The sequence below is a fragment of the Lacticaseibacillus suihuaensis genome, assembly GCF_054785075.1.
The window spans coordinates 42,668-62,547 of sequence record NZ_BAAGBJ010000011.1; the positions used below are offsets into that span (position 1 = coordinate 42,668).

17 protein-coding genes and 1 tRNA gene are annotated in these 19,880 nt (G+C 62.2%); 4 read left to right on the forward strand and 14 right to left on the reverse strand.

From position 1 onward, the window contains the following. Positions 1-122: 122 nt before the first annotated feature. From ACYVRZ_RS10095 to ACYVRZ_RS10110, 4 genes are all read right to left on the reverse strand, one after another. Positions 123-203: transfer RNA gene (locus tag ACYVRZ_RS10095), tRNA-Tyr, on the reverse strand. A gap of 84 nt (positions 204-287) precedes the next feature. After that, positions 288-1,100, reverse strand: coding sequence for a metallophosphoesterase (locus tag ACYVRZ_RS10100; protein ID WP_461226559.1), 813 nt, complete (start codon positions 1,098-1,100; stop codon positions 288-290). A gap of 234 nt (positions 1,101-1,334) precedes the next feature. Continuing rightward, positions 1,335-2,813, reverse strand: a complete 1,479-nt coding sequence (locus tag ACYVRZ_RS10105; RefSeq protein WP_461226561.1) for a peptide MFS transporter — start codon at positions 2,811-2,813, stop codon at positions 1,335-1,337. Between the two features lie 283 nt (positions 2,814-3,096). Next, the gene (locus ACYVRZ_RS10110; protein ID WP_461226563.1) at positions 3,097-3,693 is read right to left on the reverse strand and encodes a TetR/AcrR family transcriptional regulator; all 597 of its coding nucleotides are present in this window, start codon (positions 3,691-3,693) and stop codon (positions 3,097-3,099) included. 107 nt (positions 3,694-3,800) lie between these two features. On the opposite strand from ACYVRZ_RS10110, the gene ACYVRZ_RS10115 reads away from it, so the two are divergent. Then, positions 3,801-4,394: an ECF transporter S component gene (locus ACYVRZ_RS10115; RefSeq protein WP_262316051.1), complete on the forward strand. Its 594-nt coding sequence runs from the start codon at positions 3,801-3,803 to the stop codon at positions 4,392-4,394. A gap of 86 nt (positions 4,395-4,480) precedes the next feature. On the opposite strand, the gene ACYVRZ_RS10120 is transcribed toward ACYVRZ_RS10115, so the two are convergent. Further along, positions 4,481-6,277: a M3 family oligoendopeptidase gene (locus ACYVRZ_RS10120; RefSeq protein WP_461226565.1), complete on the reverse strand. Its 1,797-nt coding sequence runs from the start codon at positions 6,275-6,277 to the stop codon at positions 4,481-4,483. A gap of 89 nt (positions 6,278-6,366) precedes the next feature. On the opposite strand from ACYVRZ_RS10120, the gene ACYVRZ_RS10125 reads away from it, so the two are divergent. Both ACYVRZ_RS10125 and ACYVRZ_RS10130 read left to right on the forward strand, forming a co-directional pair. Continuing rightward, the gene (locus ACYVRZ_RS10125; RefSeq protein WP_461226567.1) at positions 6,367-6,861 is read left to right on the forward strand and encodes a VanZ family protein; all 495 of its coding nucleotides are present in this window, start codon (positions 6,367-6,369) and stop codon (positions 6,859-6,861) included. 78 nt (positions 6,862-6,939) lie between these two features. After that, positions 6,940-7,680: a YebC/PmpR family DNA-binding transcriptional regulator gene (locus ACYVRZ_RS10130; RefSeq protein ID WP_461226569.1), complete on the forward strand. Its 741-nt coding sequence runs from the start codon at positions 6,940-6,942 to the stop codon at positions 7,678-7,680. A 95-nt stretch (positions 7,681-7,775) separates the two neighbouring features. Here ACYVRZ_RS10130 and glmS read toward each other — a convergent pair whose 3' ends face one another. The 5 genes from glmS to ACYVRZ_RS10155 form a co-directional block, all read right to left on the reverse strand. Beyond that, the gene (gene glmS / locus ACYVRZ_RS10135; protein WP_461226571.1) at positions 7,776-9,587 is read right to left on the reverse strand and encodes a glutamine--fructose-6-phosphate transaminase (isomerizing); all 1,812 of its coding nucleotides are present in this window, start codon (positions 9,585-9,587) and stop codon (positions 7,776-7,778) included. Positions 9,588-9,801: 214 nt separating this feature from the next. Continuing rightward, positions 9,802-11,157, reverse strand: coding sequence for a phosphoglucosamine mutase (gene glmM, locus ACYVRZ_RS10140; RefSeq protein WP_461226573.1), 1,356 nt, complete (start codon positions 11,155-11,157; stop codon positions 9,802-9,804). 27 nt (positions 11,158-11,184) lie between these two features. Further along, the gene (locus ACYVRZ_RS10145; protein WP_461226575.1) at positions 11,185-12,264 is read right to left on the reverse strand and encodes a CdaR family protein; all 1,080 of its coding nucleotides are present in this window, start codon (positions 12,262-12,264) and stop codon (positions 11,185-11,187) included. Then, entirely contained in the window at positions 12,261-13,106 is an 846-nt protein-coding gene (gene cdaA / locus ACYVRZ_RS10150) for a diadenylate cyclase CdaA (RefSeq protein WP_461226577.1), read from the reverse strand. Before cdaA ends, ACYVRZ_RS10145 begins: the two co-directional genes overlap by 4 nt. Before the next feature lie 179 nt (positions 13,107-13,285). Then, positions 13,286-13,747: a hypothetical protein gene (locus ACYVRZ_RS10155; RefSeq protein WP_461226579.1), complete on the reverse strand. Its 462-nt coding sequence runs from the start codon at positions 13,745-13,747 to the stop codon at positions 13,286-13,288. Positions 13,748-14,047: 300 nt separating this feature from the next. On the opposite strand from ACYVRZ_RS10155, the gene ACYVRZ_RS10160 reads away from it, so the two are divergent. Beyond that, on the forward strand, positions 14,048-16,834 hold the full coding sequence (locus ACYVRZ_RS10160; RefSeq protein ID WP_461226581.1) for a cation-translocating P-type ATPase: 2,787 nt from the start codon (positions 14,048-14,050) through the stop codon (positions 16,832-16,834). A 509-nt stretch (positions 16,835-17,343) separates the two neighbouring features. On the opposite strand, the gene ACYVRZ_RS10165 is transcribed toward ACYVRZ_RS10160, so the two are convergent. The 4 genes from ACYVRZ_RS10165 to ACYVRZ_RS10180 all read right to left on the reverse strand — a co-directional run bounded on the left by ACYVRZ_RS10165 (position 17,344) and on the right by ACYVRZ_RS10180 (position 19,805). Further along, complete coding sequence (locus ACYVRZ_RS10165) at positions 17,344-18,276, reverse strand: LacI family DNA-binding transcriptional regulator (protein WP_461226583.1); 933 nt, start codon at positions 18,274-18,276, stop codon at positions 17,344-17,346. A gap of 90 nt (positions 18,277-18,366) precedes the next feature. Next, positions 18,367-18,804: a PTS sugar transporter subunit IIA gene (locus ACYVRZ_RS10170; RefSeq protein ID WP_461226585.1), complete on the reverse strand. Its 438-nt coding sequence runs from the start codon at positions 18,802-18,804 to the stop codon at positions 18,367-18,369. A 197-nt stretch (positions 18,805-19,001) separates the two neighbouring features. After that, entirely contained in the window at positions 19,002-19,154 is a 153-nt protein-coding gene (gene rpmG / locus ACYVRZ_RS10175; RefSeq protein WP_054718962.1) for a 50S ribosomal protein L33, read from the reverse strand. Between the two features lie 102 nt (positions 19,155-19,256). Further along, entirely contained in the window at positions 19,257-19,805 is a 549-nt protein-coding gene (locus ACYVRZ_RS10180; protein WP_262316039.1) for a GNAT family N-acetyltransferase, read from the reverse strand. Positions 19,806-19,880: the final 75 nt, after the last annotated feature.

A 19,880-nucleotide genomic window follows, 5' to 3' on the forward strand; every position in this document is an offset into this window, starting at 1 on the left:
CTTTGGCTCCGGCCTCGTCAAGTGCCGCGTCTCGGTTCCGGAGCTAGGCTCTCCTTCCCGCTAACTCCGCCGGCCGCTGCCTTGGTCACAAAAAAACGGCCTGCCGCAGCAAGCCGTCGTGATGGAGGATCTAGGATTCGAACCTAGGAACCCGAAGGAACGGATTTACAGTCCGTCGCGTTTAGCCTCTTCGCTAATCCTCCGAAACGCTGAACGAATCAACGTTTAATAATATACAAGAAAGCCGCGGCATTTGCAACGTTTTTTTGCGCCACGCGGCCCCCGCCTCACGCCTGAAGCACCACCAGGGTGTCGCGCCATTCCGCGAACCAATCCGACCCTTGCCACTCGTGCAGCCGCTTGATGCCGTAGCCCATCGGCCGGTGCCAGTACGTGGTCGCCCCCACCGTCAGCGGGGCGTCGCGGCGGTGCAGGTGGCCGAACACCACATCCGCCACCCGCCGGCTTTCCAGCAGCGCCCCTAGGCGAGCGGAACCCATCACCGCCGTGGCCATCTGCCAGCGCGGGTGGTCTGGGGCGTACATCATCAAAAGCGGCGTCGGCACAAAATGCGTCGCGTAGATCACCCGCCGCCGCCCAACGGCGTCAAGCGCCGCCGCCGTGGTCGCCAGCACCCGATTCATGCGCTGGGCATCGGACACCGGCTGGTCGATCGCGCCGTCGATCCAGTAGGCCTTTTTCCACCGGGCGAACTGGGCCGCCGTCTGGCGCAGGTCGCCCGGCGCCAGGCTGTAATCGTACCAGCCGTTGTTGCCGACGATCACGGTGTTGGTGCCGGGAATCGCCATCACCCGCTCGTGCAGGTACAAGGGGTCGGCCGGCCCCTGCGCCGCCTGGTAGCTGATACCGTTGACCAAGTCGTGGTTGCCGGCCAAAAACCGCACCTGCGTCTGTGGGGCAAGGGCGGCGAGGTGGTGGAAAAACACCTGGCTGCGGCGAAAGTCGTTGAAGGTGTCCCCGGCGTTGACGTAAACGCCGACGCGCTGCTGACTCAGGTAAGCCGCCTGCCTGGCCGCCACGGCCGCCGGATCCAGCTTGTTGACATCGATGTGGTTATCCACGCTAAAGGCTAGTTTCATGCCGCACCTCCCTGTTCAGTATACCATCGCGAAGGCCAAAGCGGCGGTGCCGGCCACAGCGGCTCGGCCAAGTCACCCGAACCACCGCGGTCCTAGCTTCACGCACCGCCACTGCCAGCAGACGCCAGTCGCCGGCCGCGCCGCGGAAACCGTGTGACCGTCCTTGACCCGGTCATCGCCACAACAAAGACGGTCACGCCAGCTGCGCAACCGCCTCACTCGTCTATTGGGTCTTCAGTTGATGCCTTGCATCAATTTTTCAATTCGCGGAATCAGGAACCACAAAAGCACCGCAAAGCCGATGGTGACCACCCCGACCACCGTGAAGTAGGCGACCTCGGTGGCTGGCGTGTAGAGCTTCACAATCTGGGCGTTGATCGCCTGGGCCGCGGCGTCGGCCAAAAACCACATGCTCATCATCTGGCTGGCAAAGGCCTTGGGGGCGAGCTTGGTGGTGACCGACAGCCCCACCGGCGAGATCAGCATCTCGGCGATTTCGACAATCGCCCAAGACAGGACCAGCCACAGCGGCGACACCCGGGTGTTAGTGCCAAACAGCAGCACCGGAATCACCATCACCAGGTACGACAGGCCGGTGAACACCAAGCCATAGGCGAACTTCTTGGGCGAGCTCGGCTGCCTTTTGCCCAGCCGCACCCACAGGGTCGCAAAAATCGGCCCGTACAATAGGATGAACAGCGGGTTCAGCGTCTGGAACCACCCCGGCAGGATGTGGAAGCCGCCGAAGTTCAGCTGCGTCTGGTCGGCGGCAAAGACCGCCAGCACCACGGACCCCTGCTCCTCGATCGCCCAAAACAACACGGCGGCGATGAACAGCGGAATGTAGGCCCAAACCCGGGAGCGTTCCACCTTGGAAACCTTGGGGCTCTTCAGCATCATGATGAAGTAGGTGATCGGCACGGCCAAGGCAATCACCGTGATCACCGTGATCACATTGGCGATGCTGAAGGCGCCAAAACCGGCCATGACGGCGAACACGACGGCAAGCGCCGCGATGCCCAGCCCGACCTTGATCAAAAGCGGCCGCACCTCACCGGGCTGCAGTGGATCCGGCGCCACATTGTCGGTCGGGTTGATGTACTTGCGACCATCGACCACGTAGAAGACCAGCCCAATCGCCATGCCGATGGCGGCCACGGAGAAGCCGACGTGGAAGTTGTAGCGGTCCTGCAGCCACGGCACCACCAGCGGCGCAATCAGCGAACCGAAGTTGATGCCCATGACGAAAATGCTGAAGCCGGCGTCGCGCCGCAGGTCGTTTTCCGGGTACAGCGAGCCGACCATCTCGGACACGTTGGGCTTCAAAAGCCCGGTACCCAAGACAATCAGGCCGATCGAGGCGAACAAGGCGCCGGCGCCCATCGGCAGGCTCAGCACGATGTGGCCGAGCATGATCAAAATGCCGCCCCAGAACACGGTTTTGCGGCTGCCCAGCAGGCGATCGGAAATGAAGCCGCCGATGGTGCTGCTGAGGTAAACCAGCGAGCCGTAAATCGACATGATCGACAGCGCGGTCGGCTTGTCAAAGCCCAGGCCGCCCTTGGCCACGGCGTAGTACATGTAGTAGATCAGGATGGCCCGCATCCCGTAGTAGCTGAACCGCTCCCAGAACTCGGTCATGGACAGCGTCAAAAGCCCCCGCGGGTGACCCAGGAACGTTTTTTGCGAATTTTGTTTCAAGATTATCTGCATCTCCTCATTCGGGCTTTGCACGGCCGAGACCGGCAGCCAAGCACAAGTCTCGATTATACGCCGGGCTCAAACCGCCCACAAATCGGAAACGGCCGGTGCCATGGACTTCTCATTCAGTCCGGCCCGGCCGCTTGCGGTCAATCCTTGTCCATGAGGGCGTGGCAGGCGTTCACGATGCCGAGACACCCTGGCTCAAAAATGAGAGCCAAATTTTAGATAATGAGGAAGATATGAAATTACACTAATTCTTATTAAAAACCCCGTCGCCGTTCTCAACTCCCGCTCAGCGCGGTGCCACCCAGGGCAGGCCGGCCTTCAGCAGCCGCCACTGGCTTTCGATCTGCTCCGGCGTCAGCCCGGAGGTCAGGGCCAGCACGTTCATCCCCTCAATGGTGAACATCACGTGTTCGGCCACCGGCGCCAGCGCCACGTCCAAAAGCACCCCTTGGGCCACCCCCAGCCGCAGAATCGAGAGGATCGTCTCCTCGGTGGTCGCGTATTGGGCGCGTTGGAAGGCGTGGTCCGCCGGACGCTTGTGCGTGAAGGCATACTCGTACATCGCGAGAAGCATCGAATCGTTCATCTGGTGCAAAAGCCGATTCTTGTGGCCGGCTAGGTAGGCGTTGAACAAGACGGCAAACGGCACGTTCCGCGCCGCGGCGGCCTTCACCCCGGCGAAGCGGTGGCTGGCCTTGGCCTGCACCACGGCGGTGAAGACCTCGTCGACCGACTTGTAGTACAGGTACAGCCCCCCGCGGCTGATGCCGCTGGCCGCCACCAGGTCGCTCATGGTCACGCCGATCAGGCCCTTTTGGCTGAAAACCCCACGCGCCGCCTGGAGAATCGCGGCGCGTTTTTTTTTCCTGAGCTGATCTGACATCGAATTTCTCCTTTTCGTCAAAAATGCGTGACAGCGCTCACACATTGTGGTTTAATTGGCACAAAATGACACGCGTGTCATAATCATACACGCCATGGAGGCCAACCATGCACAACCGACAATCCGTCTACCGCCTGACCATTCGGGCGCTGCTCACCGCCTTGATCATCGTCCAAACCATGACGATCGGCTTTATCCCGCTGGGCTTCACCTCGCTGACCGTGATCCACATCACCGTGATCGTCGCGGCCATCGTCTTGGGGCCTTGGGACGGCATGTTCATCGGCCTGATGTGGGGCCTGTTCACCATCATTCGGGCGCTGACGGCGCCGACGACGCCGCTTGACCCGATCATTTTCACCAACCCCATTGTGGCGGTGGTGCCCCGGGTCTTGGTCGGCCTGGTCGCAGGCGTCACCTTCAACGCGCTACGCAAGCGGCTCCACACCGTCGGCGCCAGCATCGTGGCCGCGGCGCTGGGCACCCTGACCAATACGATCTTGGTGATCGCCCTCATGGGAACATTATACACTGGCACGGTCGCCAAGGCCTACGGGGTCACCTCAAGCGGCCTGCTCAAGGTCTTGATGGGCGTGATCGCCGCCAATGGGGTACCCGAGGTCCTCGGCGCCGTCATCTTGACGCCGATCATTGTGTCGGCCCTGTTCTCCGTTCGCCGGTTGCACCTGCGCCGCGACTAGCCGGGCCGCCCCGCCAGCGGTGCGGCCGTGACCAATTTCACTGAACACCAAAGGCGAGCATCGGCCGATGCTCGCCTTTTTGCGTGCTAGTGAAGCGTGTGACTCAAGTCGATGAAGGCCTGGGCGTCCTTGGCCGCCAGGTCGATGCCTTGCTGCCAAAAGGCCGGCTGCGTCAGGTCGACGCCCAGGTGCTTTTGGGCGAGGTCTTCGGTCGACATGTTGGCCGTGTCTTGCAGCAGCGCGATGTAGGCGTCCTCGAAGTCGCCGCCTTGGGCCTGGGCCTTGGCGTAGATGCCGCTTGAGAAGAGGTAGCCGAAGGTGTACGGGAAGTTGTAAAACGGCACGTCGTCGATGAAAAAGTGCAGTTTGTTGGCCCAGTACATCGGATCAAAGCTGCTCAGGCCACCGGCGTAGGCCTGCGCCTGCGCCGCCTGCATCAGCTCAGACAGCTCGCTTGCCGTCACCAGCCCGTGCTCGCGCCGGTCGTAGAAGCTGCGTTCGAACAGGTACCGCGCGTGGATGTTCAAAAACATCGCCAACGGGTTGCTCATCTTGGCGTCCAGCAGGTTGAGCTTTTCGGCCGGGCTGGTCGCGGCCTTGACCGTCGCGTCGGCGACGATCAGCTCCGCGAAGGTCGACGCGGTTTCGGCCACGTTCATCGCGTAATCGCGGCGCATCGCCGGGAAGTCCTTGAGGATGCTGCTGTGAAAGGCGTGGCCGAGCTCGTGGGCGATGGTCGAGACGCCGGCGGCTGAGCCGTCGAAGGTCATGAAGATCCGCGCCTCCTTGACATCCGGCACCGAGGTCATGTAGCCGCCGGCGATTTTGCCTGGCCGGTCCTCGGCCTCAATCCAGCCGCTTTCAAAAGCGTGTTGGGCGAAGGCCGCCATCTTCTTGGAGAACTTCGCGAAGTTGGCGATGATGAACTCGGCGGCCTCATCGAAGGTGTAAGTCTTCGGGACGTAATCGCCGACCACCACCGGGGCCCACTGATCCTGCCAGGCCATCTTCGGTTGGCCGGCCAGCCGCGCCTTTTCGTCCAGGTAGGCGACGAACGGCGCCTTGTTGGCGGCGACGGTCGCCCACATCGAATCGAGGCTGGCGCGGCTCAGGCGGTTGAGCTCCAGCGGCTTTTGCAGGTAATCCGTGATGCCATGGGCGCGGTAGTTGCTCAAGCGGAACCCGGCTAGGTGGTTCAAGGTGTCGGCGAAGGGCTGCGCGTGGGCGGCCCAAGTCTTCTCCCAGACGGCAAAGGCGTGGGCCCGGTCGGCCGCGGCAGGCGCCCCTTCGAAGCGGTTTTGTGCCTGCCCCGCCGACAGCGCCGGCGCCTCGTCGTCGATGGCAAAGTGCAGGTCGGCGCTGAGGTGGTCGTAGTGGCTGGACCAGCCGTTGAAGCCGTCAAGCGCCAGCCGGTCGATCAGGGCCTCGGTGGCGTCGTCCAGCAGCTCACGGCCGTCGCGGCGCATCTCGCCGAGGCCAAAGGCGATTGGGGCCAGCGCCGGCACCGCGATCAGCTTGGCGAAGTCAGCGTCGGGCATGGCGGTCAGCTTCTTGATCAAGGGGGTCAGTGCGGCGCCAAAATCGGTGCTGAGCGTCTGGATCTTGGCCGCGACCACGCCGGCCTGCTGGTTGGCGGTGTCGGCGGATTGGATCATGTTGGCGAAGGTCGCCGTGGTGGCCAGACCGCTTTGGACATCTTCGTACAGCGCCAGGATGGCGGTGAAGCCGGCGTAGCTCGGGTCGTTGGCCGCGTCCCAGGCCGCGATGCGGTCGGTGAGCCGCGGTAGCTTGGCCGCCACGTCGGCAATCCGCGCCTTCAGCTGCGGGGAGGCGATGCCGCCGGGAAAGATCGAGTCCAGCTGCCAGGTGATGGGATATTTCATTAAAATTACCTCCAACAAATGATTGCGTTTATTATAGCATGGCCCAGTGTGCTATGATTGAGAACAAATTGATTCCAGTGGAGGCCCTCATGCGCGTCATTCGAAAATACGGCTGGCTGATTCTGGCCGGCGCCATTGTGCTGACCCTGTTCATCAGCTCCAGCATGTCCTATCAGCAGCAAACCGTGGTGCCGCTTTTGAGCCGCTGGCTGCCGGAGCAGGCCCCGTGGTCGTGGCTTTCCGGCATTCACTTCACCTACGCCAACGCGCCGATCAGCACTGAAGCGATGGGCTTTCCCGCCTTCGTCGAGTTCTTCATCAGAAAGGCCGCCCACTTCTCGATTTTTCTGGTGTTCAGCTTCGCCTTGAGCCACGGCCTCACCCGGCTGGCCCACCGCCCGGGCTGGCACAGCCTGGCCGGCGTGGCGGTGAGCTTCGTGCTGGCGGCCGGCGACGAGTTCCACCAGTCCTTGACCCACGGTCGCTCGCCGTTGTTTCAAGACGTCATCTTGGACACCTGCGGGGCGGCGGTCGGCGCCCTGCTAGCCTTTGGGCTGTGGCGAAGGCACCGTTCGCGGCGCTAAAAGCGTTGTGTGACCTTACCAAATTTGGTATAATAGGACCGCTTATGTGCATCAATAATTTTGAAAAGAGGGTTTACGATGTCAGGACACAGTAAATGGCATAACATCCAGGGCCGCAAGAACGCCCAGGATGCTAAGCGCGGCAAAATTTTCCAGAAAATCTCCCGTGAGCTTTTCATGGCAGCAAAGCAAGGTGGTTCTGACCCCAACAACAACCCAGCGCTTCGGTTAGTCATGGATAAGGCACGTGCTGCCAACATGCCAAAAGACAACATCAAGCGTGCCTTAGATAAAGCTGAAGGCGGCGACACCACCCGCTACGACGAAGTGACCTACGAAGGTTACGGCGCCGCCGGGATTGCCATTTTGGTCGAAGCACTGACCGACAACAAGAACCGCACCTCCTCCAACGTTCGCGTGGCCATCACCCGCCACGGTGGCACGATGGCCGGTGCCGGCGCGGTTTCCTACATGTTCGACCGCCGCGGGATGTTCGTGATCGACCGCGAGGACCTCGACGTGGATGAAGACCAGATGTTTGAGGCCGTGCTCGAAGCCGGCGCCGAGGATCTCCAATCCACCGACGACGAATTCACCATCTACACCGACCCGAAGGACTTCGCCACCGTGCGTGATTCCTTGGAAGGCCAGGGCTTCAAGTTCACCACCGCCGAGCTGACCATGGTGCCGCAAAACACGGTGCCGGTGCCAGCCGAGAAGCTTGAGACCATGCAGAACATGATCGACGCCCTCGAAGACGACGATGATGTCCAAAACGTCTACACCAGCGCCGAATGGCCCGATGACGACGAAGACTAACCACCAAACACCGCCCAGGCGGTGTTTTTTTGTCCCTCAGACCACCCAAAAGGCCCGGCCCTTCGCAGCGAACTGCGAGGGACCGGGCCATGTTGTTACTCCACCGTGACGGACTTGGCCAGGTTGCGCGGCCGGTCGACGTCGTAGCCGCGATCAAAGCTCGTGAAGTAGGCCAGCAGCTGGCCGACCACGATGGTCACCAACGGCGTCAGGGCCGAGTCGAGGTCGGCCACCACCAGGTCATCGCCCGGCTGGGCCAGGCTTTGGGTCGCCACGCGCAGCACGTGGCCGCCTCGGGCTTCGACCTCCTGGGCATTGCTGCGGGTATGGGCGGCCGTCACCGGGTCGCTGATGAAGGCCGTGACCGGCGTCCCCGGCGTGATCAAGGCGATGGTGCCGTGCTTGAGCTCCCCGGCCGCAAAGCCCTCGGCCTGCACGTAGGAGATTTCCTTGAGCTTGAGGGCCGCCTCCAGGCTCACCGCGTGGTCGACCCCGCGACCGATGAAAAAGGCGTCGCGCGTATCTTCAAACATCGCGGTGGCCAACGCGTGAATGCGGTCGGTTGCGTCAAGCACCGCCTGTTGCCCCGCCGCCGCCAAGCCGAGCTGATGCGCGACGTCGAAGCTGGCGGCGGCCGGCACCCGCTTGGCTTGCCCCAGCGCCGTGGCCAGCAGGGCCTCAACGGCAATCTGGGCGGTGTAGGCCTTGGTCGAGGCCACCGCGATTTCCGGCCCGGCGTGAAGCCCCATCGCAAAATCCGCCTCCCGCGCCAGCGTCGAGGTGGCGACGTTGGTGATGGTCAGGCTCTTGAAGCCCTGCTTTTGAATCGCCACCAGCACCTGGCGGCTGTCGGCGGTTTCGCCGCTTTGGCTCAGGAAAATGAACACGGGATTGGCCGACAGCAGCGGCTGGTGGTACCCGAACTCCGAGGCCAGATGCACCTCGGTCGGCACGTTGGCCAGCCGCTCGAACAGCGGCTTGCCGACCAGCCCGGCGTGGTAGCTGGTGCCGGCCGCCACAATGTACAGGCGATCGGCCGCCGAAAGCAGCTTGAGCAGCGCCGGATCGACTACCGGCGCCGCCGCGTCAGGGGCGTAGGCCGTCACCAGCCGCCGCATCACCGCCGGCTGCTCGTTGATTTCCTTGAGCATGTAATAGGGGTACGGCCCCTTGTCGGCGGCCCCGTCGGCGATGGTCACGGTAATCGGCTCGCGATAGCGTTGCTCGCCGGTCAACGTTTCGATCCGGCAGGTGGTGGCCGTCAGCGTCACCACCTCGCCGTCCTTGAGCTCGATGAACTGATCGGTCACATCAAGCATCGCCAAGGCGTCTGAAGCGACCACGTGAAAGCCATCCCCCTGCCCGATCAAAAGCGGACTCTTGTTTTTGCCGACGTACAGGTGTGACGGGTCCAGGCGATCCACCAGGCAGCAGGCGTAGGAGCCCTCGCAAAGGCTCAGCGCCCGCTTGAAGGCCGCCGCCGTCGCGGTTCCGGATTGAACAAAGGCCGCGACCAGCTGCACCAAGACCTCGGTGTCGGTGTCCGACGCCATGGTGACGTTGGGCAGGTACTGCGCGGCCAGCGCCTGGGCGTTGGTGATCACGCCGTTGTGAACCAGGTAGAAGCGGTCGTCGCTTGAGCGCTGCGGATGGGCGTTGGCTTCGGTCGGCTTGCCGTTGGTCGCCCAGCGCGTGTGCCCGATGCCCATGGTGCCGGTGACGGCCGGCGTGATTGCGGCCTCAAGTGCCGCAATCCGCCCGACCCGCCGCACCAGGTGGTCGTGCCCCTGCTGGTCATTGACGTACAGCCCGGCCGAGTCGTAGCCGCGGTACTCCAGCTTCTCCAGCCCCTTCAACAACACTTGGGTCGCATCCTGCCTGCCGATCACACCGACGATTCCACACATAAACGCTCAACATCCTTTATTGGTATATTCCGTTTCAGATAAATTGGTTCTAACGGTATGACCAACTATAAGTCTAGAAATAGGCGGATGTCAACATTTTTGGATTAATTGGTATTACTTAAATTTTTGTATCGGTACTGCGAGCGAAGGCGCCTGCCGCGGCTCGCCGCCGGCTAAAAAAAGGCCCGGTTTCCCGGGTCTTCTGGTGGCTGGCTTAGCAGCCCATTTCCTGTTCCACCACCGCGGCAATTGAATCGACGTACTGGTCGACCAAGGCCTGCGTCTTCGCCTCTGCCATCACGCGCAGCAGGGCCTCGGTGCCGCTGGGGCGAACCAGCACCCGACCGTCGCCGGCCATTTGGGCCTCGACGGTGTCGATGGCCTGCTGGATCGCCGGGTAGGACTGCCAGTTGTTCTTGTCGGTCACCTTGATGTTGACCAGCTTTTGCGGGTAGGTCGTCACCGGGGCGGCGAGCTCGGACAACGGCTTGCCGGTTTGCTTCATCACGTTGAGCAGCTGAATGCCGGTCAGCATCCCGTCGCCGGTGTTGTGGTAGTCGAACAGCACCACGTGACCCGACTGCTCGCCGCCGATGTTGTAGCCGTGCTCGCGCATTTCCTCGACCACGTGGCGGTCACCGACCGCGGTTTGCACCGACTTCATGCCGTTGGCCGTCAGCGCCTTGTACATGCCGAGGTTGCTCATCACCGTGGTCACCACGGTGTCTTGCTTGAGCCGGCCGCGGGACTTCATGTAATTGCCCAGCACGAACATGATCTTGTCGCCGTCGACGATCTGCCCCTTTTCATCCACCGCGATGCAGCGGTCGCCGTCGCCGTCGAAGGCCAAGCCGACCTGGGCGCCTTTTTCAACCACCAGCTTGGCCAGGGCCTCTGGGTGCGTCGAGCCGACGCCCTTGTTGATGTTCAAGCCGTCCGGGTGGGTCGCCATCAGGTCAAAATCGGTGTCGAGATCCGCGAAGAGCCGAGACACCAGGTTCGAGGTCGCACCGTTGGCCGCGTCCAGGCAGACGTGAATGCCGGACAGGTCATCGGCCAGCGTCTGCTCCAAAAACTGGGTGTACTTCAAGGCGCCTTCCGGGTAGTCGGCGACGCTGCCCAGCCCTTCGGCGGCCGGCCGCGGCAGGGTGTCCTCCGGGGCGTCCAGCAGCGCTTCGATTTCAAGCTCGGTGTCATCGGACAGCTTGTAGCCATCCGGGCCGAAGAACTTGATGCCGTTGTCGGCGGCCGGGTTGTGCGACGCCGAGATCTGAATGCCGGCGGCCGCGCTTTGCACCTTAATCAGGTAGGCCACGGCCGGCGTCGTGATCACGCCCAAGGACAGCACCTCGATGCCGACGGACAACAGCCCGGCCGTCAGCGCCTGCGCAAGCATCTCCCCCGATGCCCGCGTGTCCCGAGCAACCAGGACCTTGGGCTTTTTGGCCCGGTCTTGGCTGTGCTGCGTCAGCACGTAGCCGCCGCAGCGGCCCAGCCGAAACGCGAGCTCGGGGCTCAGTTCCTGGTTCGCAATCCCGCGAACCCCATCGGTACCAAAATACTTCGTCATCGTTCATTTCCTCATTTCTTATCGGGTCTATTTGGCGGCGTCCGCGGCGCTGTCGCTGCTGCTATCTGAAGAACTGTCGGCGCTGCTTGCGCTGCTGGAACTGGCCGCGCTGCTGGCACTCTCGGCCCCAGCGTTGGTCGTGGCGGTCGGCGCCACCGTGACTTTCACCTTCACGGTTTGCGGGGCCGTGGCGACCAGCTTGGGCTCCACCTCCACCAAGTTAATGGTCTTGGTCGTCGTTTGACCGATGTCGGCCACGGTCACCGGCACGGTCAGCTTATCCAGCTTTGCCAGCGTCTCCTTGGCGCCGTAGACCGTCACGGTCTTGGTGGTGGTGCTCAGCGTGTAGGCCAAACCACTGGTGCCCTTGCCCTCCTGCGTTAGCGCTAGCGGCACCTTCTTGCTCGGCAGGCTAATCGGCAGCTTGACTTGCACCGTCTCCGGCGTCAACACGACGTTGACGGTGTTGCCATTCTTGTCCAGCGCCTGAAGCAGCACGGTTTGATCGACGGTTTTCTTGGTGTTGCGGGTCAGCGGCACGCTGGCCACAATCTGGTTGACCCGGTCGATTTCGCCCTTGCTGCCGGTTACCGAGACGGTTTCGGCACTCAGCTGCGGCGTGTCGACGCTGTAGCCCGGCGCCAGGCTGTCTTGGTTGTACTTGACCTGAATCGGCATGGTCTTGGTCTTGCGGTCCGAAATGGTCACCTGAATGGTCTTGGGCTTGATGCTGTAAGTCAGATCCTTGTTCAGGCCCTTGGTGGTCAGCGTGACCGTGTGCTTGCCCGGACCGAGCTTGCGCAAGTTGGCGATTACCTGGAAGTTCATGGTGTTGGCCGTCATCGTCACCAGGCTGGTGCTGCCTTCAAGCGTCAGTGCCACCTTCTTGGGGTAGCCGGTGATGAAGTACTTGTCCGAATCGACGTTCAGCTGCAAGGTCACGTTCAAGGTTCGCTTGGTGGTGGCCGTGATCGCGTTGTGACGGCTGGTGGTCGGCGTCAGGTCGTTGAGGTCCTCGGCGTGGACGTAGGCGAACAGCCCGACGGCCAACAGCAGCGCTAGGAGCCGGTAAAACCAAGCGCTCTCCCAAAATTTGCTGAGTTTCATCGCTTGCCCCCCTTTTTGCGCGTCAGGCCGGCCAAGAAGCTGTTGAGCGGGTTGACCTTGGCCTCAGGCGCCGGCACCAGCTGCGCCGTCAACAGCTTGAGGTAATCCTCGCGGGTGAGGTCGCGAATCAGGTGGTTGTTGTTGGTCACCGTCACCCCGCCGGTTTCCTCGGACACCACGATGGTCAACGCGTCGGTCACCTCGGAGATGCCGACCGCCGCGCGGTGTCTGGTCCCAAGCTCCTTGGGAATCAGGTTGCTTTCGGACAGCGGCAGGTAGGCCGCCGCCACCGCGATGCGGTTGTCGCGGATGATCACCGCGCCGTCGTGCAGCGGCGTGTTGGGAATGAAAATGTTGATCAACAGCTCGCCGGACACATCCGCGTCCAGCGGAATCCCGGTTTCGATGTAGTCCTCAAGCCCGGTGTTTTGCTGAATCGAGATCAGCGCCCCGATGCGGCGCTTGCTCATGTACTGAATCGCCTTGTCCAGCTCCTTGACCATGCGCGTCTCGACGTCGTGCTGGTCGTTGCGGGTCCATGGCAGCACCGAGCCGCGTCCCAAGTGTTCCAGGCCACGCCGAATCTCGGGCTGAAAAATGATGACCAACGCCGGCACCGACCAAGTGATGATCAAGTCGATGATGTAGCCGACCGTCTGCAGGTGCAAGATCACGGCCACCAGCTTGATGACGGCGATCACAAAGACCCCCTTGAGCAGCTGAACGGCCTTGGTCCCGCGAATCAGCACGATCAGTCGGTAGACCACGTACCAGACGACCAAAACGTCAAGCAGGTTGGCGAGCGTCGACCAATGAAGTAGATTGGTCCAAAAATCCTGCATAGCCTTGCCTCCAATTCCAATGCCTGCCGCAGATGCGGCAGCCAAACTCGTGTTACTAATTATTATACCACGCCGACCCAGCGGAATTGAGGCGCGACGGATTAATCTGACGCCACGCCAAAACGGCGCCGCCTCCCGCACGGGAAGGCGGTGCCGCGTCTTTCACGTCATCTAATCGCTCACAGTCCGGGCGGCCCCAGCGGCTTGGCCCGGGCGTTGAACTCACTGACCAACAGCTTGACCGTCAGCTCCTGCTCCGCAGCGCGGATCACGTACAAGTAAAGCTCCTGGTCCAGGCGCCGGGCCTGCTGAATCTCGATCACCGCACCGCTTGGCAACAGCCGCGGCTTCACCCCGCCGACCTTGGCCCCGAGCGGCCGCAGTAGCTGCCAGTGCGGGTAGATCCAGCACGGCTGGGCCAAAAAGCGCTGGCTGTCCACCAGCCGGGCCCCGGCGGCCAGCTTTTGCCAGGTCACCTCCGCGCTGCCGGCCCAAGGCGTGAGGATGTGCTGCGGCGCCTCCAGCGCTTCTTGAGCGGCCGTGGTGAACACCACCCCGGGGGCGATGCTGGTCGGCCACGCCAGGCCCTGGTAAGTCAGCGTCACCGGAATCTCGCGGTGTGCCACCCATAAATTCGTCATGCCTTCACCTCCAATGCCCATCGGGGAACCGATAGGCCATGCCTCAAGAATAACGGCAGAACACATAAAAAACGAGAATTTAGCTTGTGATTTTTTATTCCCTAAATTTATAACATGATTCGACTTCTTTTCACCGGCCGCCACAGGAGTCGTGACGCCCAAAATCGGCGACAACCGCGCGAAATTATCCTAAAGATTGTGCTGCCGATACCCCAATGCGTTAGAATACGGGTAAACAGACAACTGTGCGACACGCACGGCCGCGACCCAGTGGGGCGTCTCGAAAGGAAAGTGTGACGAATGGACGAAACAGACAAGCGAACGCAATTCGCCAAGGCGGATGCCGCCACGGTGCTGCACAACCTGGGTACCCAGGCGACCGGGCTGAGCGATCAGGCGGCGCAGACGCGGCTGGCCCGCTTTGGCCACAACACGATTCGAAAGGGCCAAAGCCAGCCGCAGTGGCGCGTTTTTTTGAAGAACTTCGCCAGCCTGATGGCCATCCTGCTGTGGGTCTCCGGCATCATCGCGATGCTGTCCGGGACCGTCGAGCTGGGCATCGCCATCTGGCTGGTCAATGTGATCAACGGCCTGTTCAGCTACTGGCAGGAACGCGCGGCCAAAAAGGCGACCGACTCGCTGATGGCGATGCTGCCGACCTATGTTCAAGTCTACCGCAACGGCAAGCTCCAGCAGCTCGACGCGACGCTTCTGGTGCCGGGCGACGTCTTTGCGCTGCAGGCCGGCAACGCCGTCCCGGTCGACGCCAGGCTGCTTGAGGCGTCCTCGCTTCAGGTCGACCAAAGCGCGTTGACCGGTGAGTCGGTGCCGGAGTCCAAGTTCGTTCGCTACGAACCCGGCAGCGGCGAATTCGCGGAGTCCAACCTGGTGTATGCCGGCACCACCGTCGGCGCCGGTACCGGCACCGCGGTCGCCTACGCCACCGGCATGCACACCGAGTTCGGGAAGATCGCGGCGTTGACGCAAAACCAAACCAAGGCCCAAAGTCCACTGACACTTGAGCTCAACCGCCTGACCAAGCAGATTTCCTTGATTGCCATCGGCATCGGCATCGCCTTTTTCCTGGCGGCGATTTTCTTTGTCAAGTACCCGGCCGCCAAGGCGTTCATCTTCGCCTTGGGCATGATCGTGGCCTTCATTCCCGAGGGGCTGCTGCCGACGGTCACCCTCAGCCTGGCGCAAGGCGTCCAGCGCATGGCCAAGAAACACGCGCTGGTCAAGGACCTCAACTCGGTGGAGACACTGGGTGAAACCACGGTGATTTGCTCGGACAAAACCGGCACCCTGACGCAAAACCAGATGACGGTCAATTACGTCTGGACCCGCAACCAGACCTTCAAGGTGACCGGTCAAGGCTACGTCAATGACGGCCGCGTCCTGGCAGACGGCAAGCCCGTCGCCTTTGACGCCGACCCCGACCTCAAGCGCGTCGTCCAGGTGGTCGCGATGAACAACGACACCACGGTGACCCCGGCGCAAGACGGCGGCAAGCCCAAGATTTTGGGCACCCCGACCGAGGCGGCGCTGGTGATTTTGGCCCAAAAGGCCGGCTTTGACAAGGCGCTTGCGGCCAAGGCCGCACCGCGGGTCAAGGAGTTCCCCTTTGATTCCGAGCGCAAGCGCATGTGTACCGTTCACGCGCCACAAAGCGGCGACCTGGTGGCCTGCGTGAAGGGCTCGCTGTCCGACCTGCTGCCGCAGTGCGATCGCATCCAAGTGGCCGGCACCGTGCGGGCGCTGACGGCAGACGACCGCCGCGCAATCAACGCCGCCAACGAGAAGTACGCGGCGCTTGGCCTGCGCAGCCTGGCCGCCGCCTACCGCACCCTGCCGCGCGAGGCCGATCAGGACGCGCAGCTGGCCGCCTTGACCATCCAGACCGCCGAAAGCGGCCTGGTCTTCGTCGGCCTGACCGTGATGGCCGACCCGCCGCGGCCGGAAATCTACGACGCCGTCGCCAAGTGCCACGCCGCCAACATCAAGATCATCATGGTGACCGGCGACTCGACTTTGACCGCCAAGTCGATCGCCGTCAAAATCGGTCTGACCAGCCAAAACGCCCGGGTGGTCACCGGCACCGAGCTGGACGCGATGAGCGAAGCCGCGCTGCAAGACGCCTTGAAGGGCGAGATCATTTTCGCCCGGGTCGCGCCGGAGCAGAAGTACAAGATCGTCTCGACCCTGCAGCAAAACGGCGAAATCGTCGCCTCGACCGGTGACGGCGTCAACGACGCGCCGGCCCTCAAGAAGGCCGACATCGGCGTGGCGATGGGCGTGACCGGCACCGACGTCGCCAAGGACGCCGCCGACATGATTCTGACCGACGACAACTTCGCCTCGATCGTCGCGGCGATTGAGGAGGGCCGCACCGTTTACGCCAACCTGCAGAAGTTCTTGACCTACATTCTGACCAGCAACGTGCCGGAGGCCATCCCAAGCGTCTTGTTCCTGTTCTCGCGGGGGCTGATCCCGCTGCCGATGACCGTGATGCAGATTCTGACCGTCGACCTGGGCACCGACATGCTACCGGCGCTTGGGCTGGGCGCCGAAAAGGCGGAGCCCGGCATCATGCACCAACCGCCGCGCAAGCGCTCCGCTCACCTGCTGAGTCGCCGCGTGATGTGGACCGCCTTCGCCTGGTACGGGCTTTTGGCCAGCGCGATTTCGACCTTCGCCTACTTCTTCGTCAACCTGCAAAACGGCTGGCCGCAGACGGCCCTGGCGGACAGCGGCGTGACCTACGCCAAGGCTACCACCATGGTACTCGGCGCCATCGTCTTCTCGCAGATCGCCAACGCCTTGAACTGCCGCACCAAGCAGGCCTCGGTCATCCGCTCCGGGCTGTTCGCCAACCGCCGAATCTGGTACGGCATCGCCTTTGAAATCGCCTTGTTCTTCGTGTTGACCGTCACCCCAGGGCTGCAGGAACTCTTCAACACCACGCCCCTGGGCCTGGCCGACTGGGCCTTTCTGTGCGTGATTCCCTTCCCGCTGTTTGGCCTCGAGGAGGCCCGCAAGGCCTGGGTACGGCGGCGCCAGCGCCGGGCCGCGGCCCCAACAGACTAATCGCCAAAGACGCCTTGGGTTTGGCACCCAAGGCGTCTTTTTTGCGGTCAAACAAAAAACCGCCGCAGGATGATCCTGCGGCGGCCGCGCCGAAGCCAGCGCGGGTGAACCACGCGCTGGCCTTGGCTTGCTTACTGATTCGCTGCGCCTCGCGTCGCCGTTCTTGGCGACACTTGGCCCGTTGGGACAGGCCCCCTGTCAGTCGGCACCGCAGCTACCTCGCAAGCGAGTAGGCACCGGACTGTGCGGCAGTGGGATGGTGGTCCACACCCTGGTGGTCGGCCCCAATCGGAGGAGGCCGTTGCGCGAAAACGTCGACGTTGTTGCCTGGTTCGGCATGGCATGGGTGGGGGTACTGGGAATGCTTATGTCCCGGACCTTCCCCCTAAGCAGTAGAAGTGCAAGCGCTGCGGCCGCAGCGTTTTCGCCTGCCCGTTGACAATCATCTGAAGCTAGTGTAAGCCCTGCCAATTTAGCTGTCAACTTTAAAGCTCGCCCTTTGGGAAGGCTCACCGCACGATGAAGTCGGCCGCCACCACCACCGCTTGATCGCGTTTGCCGATGGCCAGCTCCAGCGCCGCGCGGCCGACGCGCTTGAAGTGGTGGTCGATGGACGGCAGCCCCAAAAGCTGGCCCGACAGCTGGTTTTCCTGGCCCATCAGCCCCGGCACCGGCAACTCGTGATCCAGGTAATACTGCCGCACCCCAGCGGCGATGTCGTCGCCGTTGGCGAACACGAAATCGGCCTGGGCCTGGGCGAAAAACGCCCCGGCGGCCACCCCATCCGCGTAGGTCATCGAATCCACCCAGCACAGCGCCGGGGCCGGGGCCGCGCCGAACACGCGGGTGTAGGCGGCGACGATTGCCTGGGCCGTCGCGCTGACCGCGACGCCGCGCGGCAGCATCACCCCGACGCGGTGAAAGCCGCGGCGCCGAATCCAGTTAAGCGCATCGTCGTAGCTGCGGCCGCGGTCGGTGTAGGCGGCCGGCAGGGCCACGCTTCCCGGGTCTTGGCAGACCACGACCGGCCCGAACGCGAGGTACGGCACCATCGCGTCCAGGCTCAGCTGATGCGACGTGAAAATCAGCCCGTCGTAGGCCTTGCGCCGCAGCTGCTCCAAGGCGTCTTGTTCGACCTGTGCGTCGTAGTGCGACGGCAGGAGCACCACGCTGTAGCCGTTGGCAAAGGCCGCGTCCATGATGCCGACTGTCAAGTCGGTGAAATACGGATGCGAGAACCGTGGCAACACCACGCCGATGGTCCGGGTGCTGCCGCGGCTGAGGTCACGCGCCACGTCGTTGGGGACGTAATTGAGCTCCTGGATTACGGCCTCAATCGCCGCCTTCACCGCCGGCTTGACGTAGGGCTTGTGGTTGAGCACCCGCGACACCGTCGCCACCGAGTAGCCGCTTTTTCTCGCCACATCACGAATCGTTGCCATGCCTTCTCCTCCCAACCGTTGCCTTCCTCAGTGTACCAAAACGGCCGGGCTTTTGCTCAGAAGGCGAGTGAGCAAAACCCGGCCAGGGCGCTAAAGCAGCGTGGCGTTCAGGCGGTTTAAGGCCGAAGCGTTGGATTTCAGCGGGTCAAGCGCCGCCGCTTGGGCGACCAGCTTGGCAACCGCCGGGGCAGCCACGGTCTCATAGTCGCCGCCGTCGGGAATCACAATGGCCAGGGCGTAATCGATTGGGGTGCTGCCTTCCCCCCACCGCACCGGCTCGGCGAAGGTGATCAGCACCGAGGCGGGACGGGTCACCGCCGCGCTGGTCGCATGCGTCACCACCACGCGACCGGCGACAATCTGGCTGGCCTGCACCTCACTGGCGATGAAGCTTGCCTTCAGGCCTTGGGGATCCAGGTTGAGCCGGTCGGCCGTGATCTGAGCGATTGCGGTCAGCGCCGCCAGCTCATTGGCATTCTCGAGTGGGACCGCTACCGCAACGTTTTTCTTGGCAAACAAGGTGAACATAAGCATTCCTCCATTGTGACGTACCGTGACGATCAGCCGCAGGTCGGGGCCCCTTACCTGCAAAATCAGTGTATGCTGTGAAACGCGTTTCAGGTCAAGCCGCAATTTCAAATTAATTTCAGGTGGACGCAAACAGGGCACCGCAGACGATGTCTGCGGTGCCCTGTCGGTTAGTCGCTACGGCCGTAAGCGACGAACTACTTCTTAACTTCGGTGAAGGTCACACGCTTACGCAACTTTGGAGAGTACTTCTTCAAAGAAAGACGATCAGGCGTGTTACGCTTGTTCTTAGAAGTCAGATAGATTCGTTCGCCGGTTTCGGCGCAAGCAAGAAGAATGTTATCACGCATCTTACTTTCACCTCCCCTTTCAAGAATTACTAACTTTACTAGCATACAGGATTTTGCCGGAAAGTCAAGCACAAATCCTTGTCACCCGTCGGTCTCGCGCGGTCAGACGCTCAGGGTGATCTTGCCGATGCCTTGTTCGGCGTCCATCACGGTCACCGCGAAGCCGAACTTCTCGAACAGGTGCGTCAGCTTGGCGAAGTTGTCGCGGTCAAAGGAGCTCAGGTTGCCGTCGATGGTCTTGACGCCGGCCTTTTTGGCCAGGTTGATGAATGCCTTGAGGGCCAGCGTCGCCAGACCCATGTTCTGGAAGTCGTAAAAGGCCAAGCGGCTTTCGGAACCCAGGGTCTCAAGCACGGTGATGTGCATCGTGGCCTGCCAGCGGTTCAGGTCAAACAGCAGCTGGGACTGGAAGTCGGCCTTGGAGTGGCCGTACTTGTCGACGTTTTCGAACGGGGTGTACACGCTGACGGTGAAGCTGTTGCGCTTTTTGTCCTCGAGTTTGTAATCGGTGTAGACGATGTACTGGGTGGCCTTCGTCTCCCCGTCGGCTTGCGGCCGGTTCATGCTGGACAAGATCGTGAACTGGGGATCCTTTTCGATGGCGGCAAGCCGCTTGGCGTACACCTGATCATACTCTGTCTGCGAGCTCATTGTGAAACCTCCACATATAATGTTGGTTTCATTATAGCATTAACTCAGCCATGCCACGAGTAATCTTTTAAAAAT